The sequence below is a fragment of the Caldithrix sp. genome (genome assembly GCF_056497305.1).
Window position 1 is genome coordinate 21,267 of sequence record NZ_JBSMDE010000110.1, and the last position, 8,624, is coordinate 29,890.

Below are 8,624 nucleotides of genomic sequence, written 5' to 3' on the forward strand. Positions count from 1 at the left end.
CGGCCATTTCAAAAATAATTCGTAATTTTTAATTAATTAAGAAATGCTCTTCTGTGCCTTCCTGTTTTAATGTATTCTTTGCAGTTAATGAACGGTTGAGGCTCTGCTGACTTAGAACGGCATCAAAATTTCGACAATTAACTGGCCGCGGCCCTGTTCGTTCAGGGCATAATCAAAGCGCAAAACTTCCACGTAGGGCAAAAGAAAATGGAGACCGGCCCCGTAACCGGTGATCATGTGTTTCAAACTAAAATTTTTGTGTTTATTCCACACCTGTCCGCTTTCCACAAAGGTGCCCACATTCAAACCAAATTTAAGGTCTTTGGTTAAAAATTCGGGCAGTAATTGCGATTTGTAAGAAAAGTAGTGCAAGGGAATGATCGGATAGCGCAGTGCAAAACCGACAATCATGGCAAACTTACCGTTGTAGGTTTCGTTAAAATGCCCGCGAATGCGTTCTTCAAATCCAATAAAGACCTGATCGTACACAGGAGCATTGCCGTAAGACTGAAGAGTGTAAAGTCTTCCAGCTAAAATTAACTTTTTAATCGAATGATATTTTCTGAAATCGAACAGAAATTGAGTGTAGTCGATGCCAGGTAAAAAGAGGCCCATCTTGTAAATGCCCAGTCGCAAAAGCCAGCCTTTGCTTGGGTAGGCGTACAAATCGCGGTAGTCAAAGGTGTTAATCAAACGAATGCCGTAGTTGACATCTACTTTTTTGCCACTTTCCATGTACCTTACATTTTCTGCATCTACGCGAACCTGGTCGCGGGACAGAATTAAAATCGTGCTGAAATCGCGGTTCCAGTATTTACCAAAATGGAGGACGCCAAGGGTATGGTATTCCGGGAAATCATATTTGTAGTTGTCCATGCGAAAGGTTCTGAAATAGGCCCGCGCGTAAAGATGCAATCGCGGCCCAACCCAGGGATTCTCGTAAACAAACTTAATACCCGGTCGATTGCCAAAGTGAATGGATGCCTGTAATTTTTCGTTCCAGCCCCTGAAATTCAAATGGGCAAAGCCAAAGCCATAGGTGATCTTTTTCCAGTCGCGATCGACAATGTAAAAGATGGGATAAGGGAAAAGGTACCAGCGTTCGGTTACAGAAACGATGATGGACACACTATCGCTGTGAATGAAAGGCAGCATCTCCACGCGATTAAACAGCCATAAATTTTCCAGCCGCTGTCTGGAACGGATGAGCAGGGAGTCCTGGAAAACCTGCCCTTCTTTAATTTGCATTTCGCGCAGGATGACTTCAGCGCGCGTCTGTTTATTGCCTACAATAAAAATATCTTTAACGATCTTTCCGTTAAATTTGGAAAAATCAATTTTATCCTGGCTTAGAATCATTAAGGGAAAGGCCAGGAAGAGGGCTATGAATTTACACCAGCGATTGCCCAAAAAGAGAGCGATAAACTTTTGTTGTTGATTCATTAATGTTCGATCCAGATAATATTGGTTAATGCCAAACCGAATTCGGTTTTCGTTTGAGCCCGAATATAATCAGGCGAAGGTGTAGAGGGCAAAGAAATTTTTTCTGTAAATTGAAAGAGCGGTTCTCCGCTTAGTTTTTCTTTCCAGATCACACGCTCTTTTTCCTCTGAACAAAAACCGGCCATGATTTCCACCGATTGAATAAAACCGGTTTCCGCGCTGGCCAAAATTTCAAGCTCAACTGCATCGAGCCGTGCGGTCTTTTGTCCCATGTACACCGGATGGTCACCATGGTATCCGATAATTTCAATAAAGGGACCGTTGCTCAAAAAAAGGCGTCCGTTCCTAAAGCATGCCATCAATTGATCAGGATTTTGCGGTTTTTGAGTACAATAAAGCACAGTGCGCCATTGGCCAAAGATATGCTGCAGATGTTCCCGCAAATTAACAAAAGGAATGGCTATCTCTCTTACGCGATTAAAATGGCCATGGGCGTCATTACCGGCTGCCGGAATGATAGGGTTCCCTTCTAAGAGGAGAGAAGTCCATAGTTTAATGGACTGTTCCACTGAAGAATTGTGTCCGCCATTGATCATTTGCAAGCCATGAAAGGCGTGATTCAGTAAGTCCTTTTTACGCCAGGGGCCGCGATTGATAAAAAACGATTGAGAAAACGGTACTGGTTGAGCCGGATGAGCCGGAAGAGATAGGGCTTCAGGGGCTAACTGGTGTAGGGCCTGAGCAATGGAATGCTCGGATCTGTTCTTGAACCAATGATCGCCTGAATCACCGCTGCCGGGAATGAACCTGGGATGGTTTAGAACCAACAGGTGGACCGTCTGATCATTTGCATTGCGCACGCTCACTTCCTCGCCCGGGACAATCAGCGGGCCGGAAGAATCGCTGTTGCGTTGTTTAACTTCCTGCAAAAAGTTTTGCCATTTGGGAAAGGAAGGATGGTTTTGCAGGTAATCGTCCGGGTGATCGTCTAAATCGTAGGAATGGTCTGTAACGCAAAAAAAATCCAGCTCTGTTGACCTGGCCATGTGTTGCATGGCCTGCAGACTGGCTCCAAATTCGATTTGATCTTCCGTAAAGATGGAATGACTGTGAAAGTCACCGGCGTAGAAGCCCGGTTTTTTAGGCAGAGATTGGGAGGCAAAAAAGCAACGGAAAGGGGCGTGACTGGTCGTACGGTAGTTATCGGCAAAGCAGGATTTTTTGCGTCCCCGAACCTGGTAAGTCATCTTAACCTGGACTTCATGCCAACCGGCGGCAAAGCGGGAGACATCAATATCCAATATCCATTCTTGAAATTTTTTATTTACCTCGCTGTTAAAAGTCTTTTGTAAAATTTCCTGGGCATCAATAAAAATTTTTACGGACAGCAAAGTAACAGGAAAGCGATGGGCATCTTTAATGAGGATTAAAATCGGTAATTTGTTGGGCAGCGTAATGCGATAAGGAAGATCGGCAATGATTTCCGGTTCCTTTTTAGACAATAAATTGAAAAGAAACGGTAACCGGTAGTGCGTTTCAGCGTACAGAACAGGTAAAAAGGTCAAGCTCATCTCCGTTAATCATCATTGTTTGGATTGTTCTTAAATTGTTCCAGCCAGTAATCCAGATCTTCCTTTTCCGGATCGGGTTTTTCATTAGCCTGATCCGGGGAAGATTGGCCCGATCTCGATTTTTTAGAACGATAAAATTCCTCTGATTTAATGGATTGGGCCCCCAGATCCCGGGCCGAGTTGATAATCGAACGATCGGAACTCACAACCACAATATCGGCCGTTTCCGAACTCTGTCTTAAAAAATGGCGAATTACATCGTCGGCTTCCTGAGGCTTGCGCGAAAATCGGATCTCAATGGTTGAGGAAATGACAGGATGATTAAAAATTCCGGCTTTACCATCAAACACAATAATCACACGATGCTTCCTGGGGTTAACTTTTTGCTGAACAATGCGCACAATGTGTTCGATGGCAGCGGAAAAATCCTGCTTATTCAAGAACTTCACTACCTGCGGGATCTTGTGCCCTAAATTGTAGCCATCAATCAAATAGGTTTTCACGTCACTTTCCGTACTCGTTGAACAGGCCTGTTCATTTGCTTTTCAAAAACATCTTTGCCCTGCCTGTTATTCCCCGGTTAGGGACAGAAGGTCGGGCGCTATCATGGAACCCATACAATATTTGGAATTGCAGGCAAAATTGCAAATTTTAGTTTGGCTGTCAGTAAGACAGAGCAAACCATGAATATCTGACAGTTCGGGATCGATTTCCTGTAAATCTGCTCAAAAAATCCCCTTTGGTACAATTTTTGAAAGAAGGTACATCGGTTGTTTGAACTTTTTGATCATTACAACGTAATAGCAAAAAACAAAATAAGGAGAAAAGTCTATGCCCTTTTTCTTTTATGATCCGACTATGATCCTGCTCATTCCGGCTTTTATCCTGGCCGTGTGGGCCCAGATTAAAGTAAAATCGACTTACAATAAATTCAAAAAGGTGGCCGCAGCTAATGGCATGAGCGGAGCAAAAGTGGCTGAGTACATTTTGCAAAGAAATGGCATTTACGATGTGGACATAGAACCGGTTCCCGGCGAACTTACCGATCATTACGATCCGCGGGTTAAAAAAGTGCGGCTCTCTGAGTATAACTACCGCAGTAATTCGTTGTCGGCCATTGCTGTGGCAGCGCATGAAACCGGGCATGCGATTCAGCATGCGGTAGGCTACGCGCCGCTCAAATGGCGCCACGCCATTTTACCGGTAACCAGTTTTGCATCTCATGCTGCATTTCCCCTGTTTTTCATTGGGTTTTTATTCAACGGTGGAATTTTAATGCAATTAGGAATCCTCTTTTTTGCCGCAGTGGTTCTCTTCCATGTGGTAACCCTGCCCGTGGAATTTAATGCCAGCTGGCGGGCCTTAGCTCAATTAAAAAGTACGGGCTTGTTGATGAGCGAAGAAGTTGCTGCAGCCAGAAAGGTATTAACGGCAGCTGCGCTGACCTATGTGGCGGCTGCTGCAATGGCTCTGTTGGAATTGGTTCGTTTGATTATCTTAGCCAATAGTCGTGATTAACTGAAAGGAGGTAGAAATGTACCGGGTCAGAAATTCTTTTGCCATGGTTTTAGGGTTGATTGTGATTGGAATAGTAATTGGTGTCGTCTTAACCACCAGTTTTAACCTGGAGAGTAAGTCGCTGGCCGGAACCACAGAAAAGGTGTACACCGAAGCCAGCGGGAGTAGTTCAGAACCGGCATTGACCGCCGGAAATTTCAATCCCAATGCCATGTTTACCGATATTGTAGAAAAAGTCCGTCCGTCCATTGTTTCTATTTACACCACCAAAACGGTAAAATTAAGAGAAAATCCCTTCTTCTTCTTTTTTAGGGATTTTGGCAATATTCCGGAAGATCAGTTGCCCCAACCTGAAATGAAACAGCAGGGCCTCGGCTCCGGAATTATTATCAGCAAAGATGGTTACATTTTGACCAACAATCATGTGGTGGAAGATGTGGATGATGTCCGCGTAAAAATGATCGATAATTCGGAATATGAAGCCAAGGTTGTCGGAACGGATCCCTCTACCGATATTGCCCTGATTAAAATTGAGGCCGACAATTTACCGGTTGCCGTATTGGGTAATTCCGATCAGTTAAAAATCGGGGAGTGGGTACTGGCCATCGGCAATCCATTAAATTTAACATCCACCGTGACTGCAGGCATTGTGAGCGCTTTACACCGCAGCATCAATGTGCTTCGGGGACGTAACAATGTAACCAGTATCGAAAACTTTATTCAAACCGATGCGGCCATTAATCCCGGTAATAGTGGAGGCGCTCTGGTTAATTTACGTGGAGAGGTGATTGGCGTTAATTCGGCCATTGCTACAACCACCCAATATTACATGGGCTATGGCTTTGCCGTACCCATTAATATTGCCAAGGCTGTGGTTGACGATATCATCAAATACGGAGAAGTACGCCGCGGATATCTGGGCGTTTACATTTCCGAAGTTACCCCGGTTACAGCCAGAGGCGTAAAATTAGATCATCCGCGCGGTGTTTTTGTGACCAGCGTGATTGAAGGCAGCGCAGCCGAGGAAGCGGGCATTAAAGAGGGCGATGTGATTCTTTCTGTAGATGGGCAGGAGGTCAATCGTCCCAATGAATTACAGGCCAAAATTGGCATTAAGAATCCGGGCGATGTGGTAACCTTAAAAGTCTGGCGCGAGGGAAAAGAATTAACCATTAAAGCCAAACTGAAAGGTCGCAATAATGAAGAGAATGTAGAAGAGGTTAAAATTAGCAAAAAAGAGATGAAAAAGCTTCCCAACCTGGGACTGCAGCTAAAAGATTTAAGTGAGCGAGAAAAGGATAAATTTGATGTGAGTGGCGGCGCTCTTGTTACCAATGTAAAACGGTTTAGCGCAGCTTCGCAGGCCAGGATTGTACCAGGCGATGTGATTATTGAACTAAATGGTGAGAAGGTCAAGTCGGTTGGAGATTTTTGGGATAAAATAGAAAAATACAAACCGGGTGACATTGTAAAGCTCAAATTACGTACCATACAGAATCGTGAAAAATTCGACCGCCTGGTATTTATGGAAATCCCCAGGAAGAAATAATTGCTTACCTATGAGCTGGCCGGTTATCCGGTCAGCTCATTGTTTTTCCAATCCTTCTGACAGATTGAATTATTTTTAAACTTTCCCTGATGATATTTCTGTCTGCCTGTCAGATTGACAGCTCAAGCTGTACACTCAAAACGGAAGAAAAATTACGTAATTAAATGTAAATTAGTAAGTTATCTGTGTTAAGGCTGTTTTGGCATACCATTTGCAATGATGATGGTAAATCAGAATATGAAAATAATCCCAGAAAGGAGGAATGAAAATGGGCAAAATAATAGGAATTGATTTAGGAACAACGAATTCGGTGGTCGCTGTTATGGAAGGCGGCGAACCTGTTGTGATCCCGAACTCTGAAGGTGCTCGCACAACGCCATCGGTAGTTGCTTTTACTAAAAAAGGTGAACGTCTCGTGGGCGCACCGGCCAAGCGTCAGGCCGTTACCAATCCCGAAAATACGGTTTTTTCAATAAAGCGTTTTATGGGGCGCTTTTACGATGAGGTTCAGAATGAAATTAAAGAAGTGCCCTACAAAGTGGAACGTGGCAACAATAACGTGGTGGTTGTTAATGTAAGCGACAAAAAATACACTCCACCGGAAATTTCGGCCATGATTCTGCAAAAGATGAAACAAACAGCGGAAGAGTACCTGGGCGAAAAAGTAACAGAGGCGGTTATTACGGTGCCGGCTTACTTTAATGACGCCCAGCGTCAGGCTACCAAAGATGCCGGTCGTATTGCCGGATTGGATGTGAAACGCATTATCAATGAACCTACGGCAGCTGCTCTGGCTTATGGTCTGGACAAAAAGAAGGACGAAAAGATTGCGGTCTTCGACCTGGGCGGTGGTACTTTCGATATTTCCATCCTGGAAATCGGTGACGGCGTATTTGAAGTAAAATCGACCAATGGCGATACGCATTTAGGCGGTGATGATTTTGACCAGCGCGTGATTGAATGGTTGGCTGATGAGTTCCAGAAACAGGAAGGCGTTGACCTGCGCAAAGATCCTATGGCTTTGCAGCGCTTGAAAGAAGCGGCTGAAAAAGCCAAGATTGAACTCTCTTCTACCATGCAGACGGAGATTAATCTGCCGTTTATCACGGCTACGGAATCTGGGCCCAAACATTTGACCATGACTCTGACGCGGGCCAAGTTTGAACAATTGATTGATGATCTGTTGCAAAAGACCATTCCGCCCTGCGAGCAGGCTTTGAAAGACGCCGGTTTAACGGCCAGAGATATCGACGAAGTGATCCTGGTGGGTGGTTCAACGCGAATTCCCAAAGTACAGGAACTGGTTCGTAACTTCTTCGGAAAAGAACCCCACAAAGGCGTGAACCCAGATGAAGTGGTGGCCATCGGTGCGGCCATTCAAGGCGCCGTTTTAACCGGTGAAGTTAAAGATGTGCTGCTCCTGGATGTGATTCCGCTGTCTTTAGGTATTGAGACGCTCGGCGGGGTGATGACCAAATTGATCGAGGCCAATACCACCATTCCGACTAAAAAATCCGAGATATTCTCTACGGCCGCGGACAATCAGACCAGTGTGGAAATTCATGTATTGCAGGGCGAACGTCCAATGGCAGCCGATAACCGAACTTTGGGGCGCTTTATCCTGGACGGCATACCTCCGGCGCCACGGGGCGTACCGCAAATTGAGGTCTCCTTTGATGTGGATGCCAATGGTATTCTCCATGTAACGGCTAAAGATAAAGCCACCGGCAAAGAACAGAGTATCCGCATTGAAGCTTCCAGCGGCTTGACGGAAGAAGAAATCGAACGCATGAAACGAGAAGCGCAACAACACGCTGCCGAGGACAAGAAACGCAAAGAAGAAATTGAGACCAAGAACAAGGCCGATACGGTGATCTACCAGACCGAAAAACAACTGAATGAGTTGAAAGATAAGATGACGCCTGAAGATCGCTCCAAGCTGGAAACGGCTCTGGGACGTCTGAAAGAAGCGCACAAGACGGGTAATGTGGAAGAGATGAAATCGGCGATGGATCAGGTCAACACAACCTGGAATGACATTGCTCAACGCCTGTATTCAACAGCCGGGGCTGGAGCAACGGCAGGTCAACAGGCTGGACCGGAAGCTCAGGCCGGAACTTCAAGCGGCAGTGGACCAAACCAGCAACAAGCAGGCGGTGATGATAAAAAGGTAGAAGATGCCGACTACGAAGTCATTGACGACGACAAGAATTAAGAAGCAATAAACCCTTAGTGTAAAAGCCATTCTACCCTGTGTAGAATGGCTTTTTTTGGGTTTTAGGATACTTCCTTTAAAAGATCTAATCCCGCCACAGCGGGATGCGAAAATTTTTTTGCTGCTTTACGGAATATTTAAATGGTTTAAGATTTGGTTTAATCTTTTACCGGAGAATATCTGCTGAGTAATAGCCCTCATCCCCCGGCCCCCTCTCCCGCAAAGCGGGCGAGGGGGAGAATGGTGCGGGTTGAAAAAAAATCTTATCTCAAAATATCCTTAGGGTCTTTGTAGCTTCTTGGAGTTTTCTGTGGTTGATTAATGGTTG

The 8,624-nt window shown here is 45.1% G+C and carries 6 protein-coding genes; 3 read left to right on the plus strand and 3 right to left on the minus strand.

Translation table 11 applies throughout. From position 1 onward, the window contains the following. Nucleotides 1–111: 111 nt before the first annotated feature. Genes ACWB0I_RS09335 through ACWB0I_RS09345 form a run of 3 tightly spaced genes read right to left on the minus strand, consistent with a single transcriptional unit; the run spans nt 112 to nt 3,517 of the window. A complete protein-coding gene (locus ACWB0I_RS09335) occupies nt 112–1,443 on the minus strand; it encodes a BamA/TamA family outer membrane protein (RefSeq protein ID WP_479387791.1) in 1,332 nt (443 codons plus the stop codon). Beyond that, a complete protein-coding gene (locus ACWB0I_RS09340; RefSeq protein WP_479387792.1) occupies nt 1,443–3,008 on the minus strand; it encodes a CehA/McbA family metallohydrolase in 1,566 nt (521 codons plus the stop codon). The genes ACWB0I_RS09335 and ACWB0I_RS09340 overlap by 1 nt, the downstream gene beginning before the upstream one ends. An 11-nt stretch (nt 3,009–3,019) precedes the next feature. After that, on the minus strand, nt 3,020–3,517 hold the full coding sequence (locus tag ACWB0I_RS09345; protein ID WP_479387793.1) for an NYN domain-containing protein: 498 nt from the start codon (nt 3,515–3,517) through the stop codon (nt 3,020–3,022). Nucleotides 3,518–3,845: 328 nt separating this feature from the next. Here ACWB0I_RS09345 and ACWB0I_RS09350 point away from each other — a divergent pair, with 328 nt between their 5' ends. From ACWB0I_RS09350 to dnaK, 3 genes are all read left to right on the plus strand, one after another. Further along, entirely contained in the window at nt 3,846–4,532 is a 687-nt protein-coding gene (locus tag ACWB0I_RS09350) for a zinc metallopeptidase (RefSeq protein WP_479387794.1), read from the plus strand. A gap of 16 nt (nt 4,533–4,548) precedes the next feature. Continuing rightward, the gene (locus ACWB0I_RS09355; protein ID WP_479387795.1) at nt 4,549–6,081 is read left to right on the plus strand and encodes a Do family serine endopeptidase; all 1,533 of its coding nucleotides are present in this window, start codon (nt 4,549–4,551) and stop codon (nt 6,079–6,081) included. Between the two features lie 268 nt (nt 6,082–6,349). Next, nucleotides 6,350–8,296 (plus strand): molecular chaperone DnaK, encoded by a 1,947-nt coding sequence (gene dnaK / locus ACWB0I_RS09360; protein WP_479387796.1) that lies wholly within the window; start codon nt 6,350–6,352, stop codon nt 8,294–8,296. Nucleotides 8,297–8,624 lie beyond the last annotated feature (328 nt).

Excerpts from the sequence above, each read along its gene's own strand:
- ACWB0I_RS09335 (WP_479387791.1), bottom strand. The coding sequence starts at position 1,443 with ATGAATCAACAACAAAAGTTTATCGCTCTCTTTTTGGGCAATCGCTGG.
- ACWB0I_RS09350 (WP_479387794.1), top strand. The coding sequence starts at position 3,846 with ATGCCCTTTTTCTTTTATGATCCGACTATGATCCTGCTCATTCCGGCT.
- ACWB0I_RS09355 (WP_479387795.1), top strand. The coding sequence starts at position 4,549 with ATGTACCGGGTCAGAAATTCTTTTGCCATGGTTTTAGGGTTGATTGTG.
- dnaK (WP_479387796.1), top strand. The coding sequence starts at position 6,350 with ATGGGCAAAATAATAGGAATTGATTTAGGAACAACGAATTCGGTGGTC.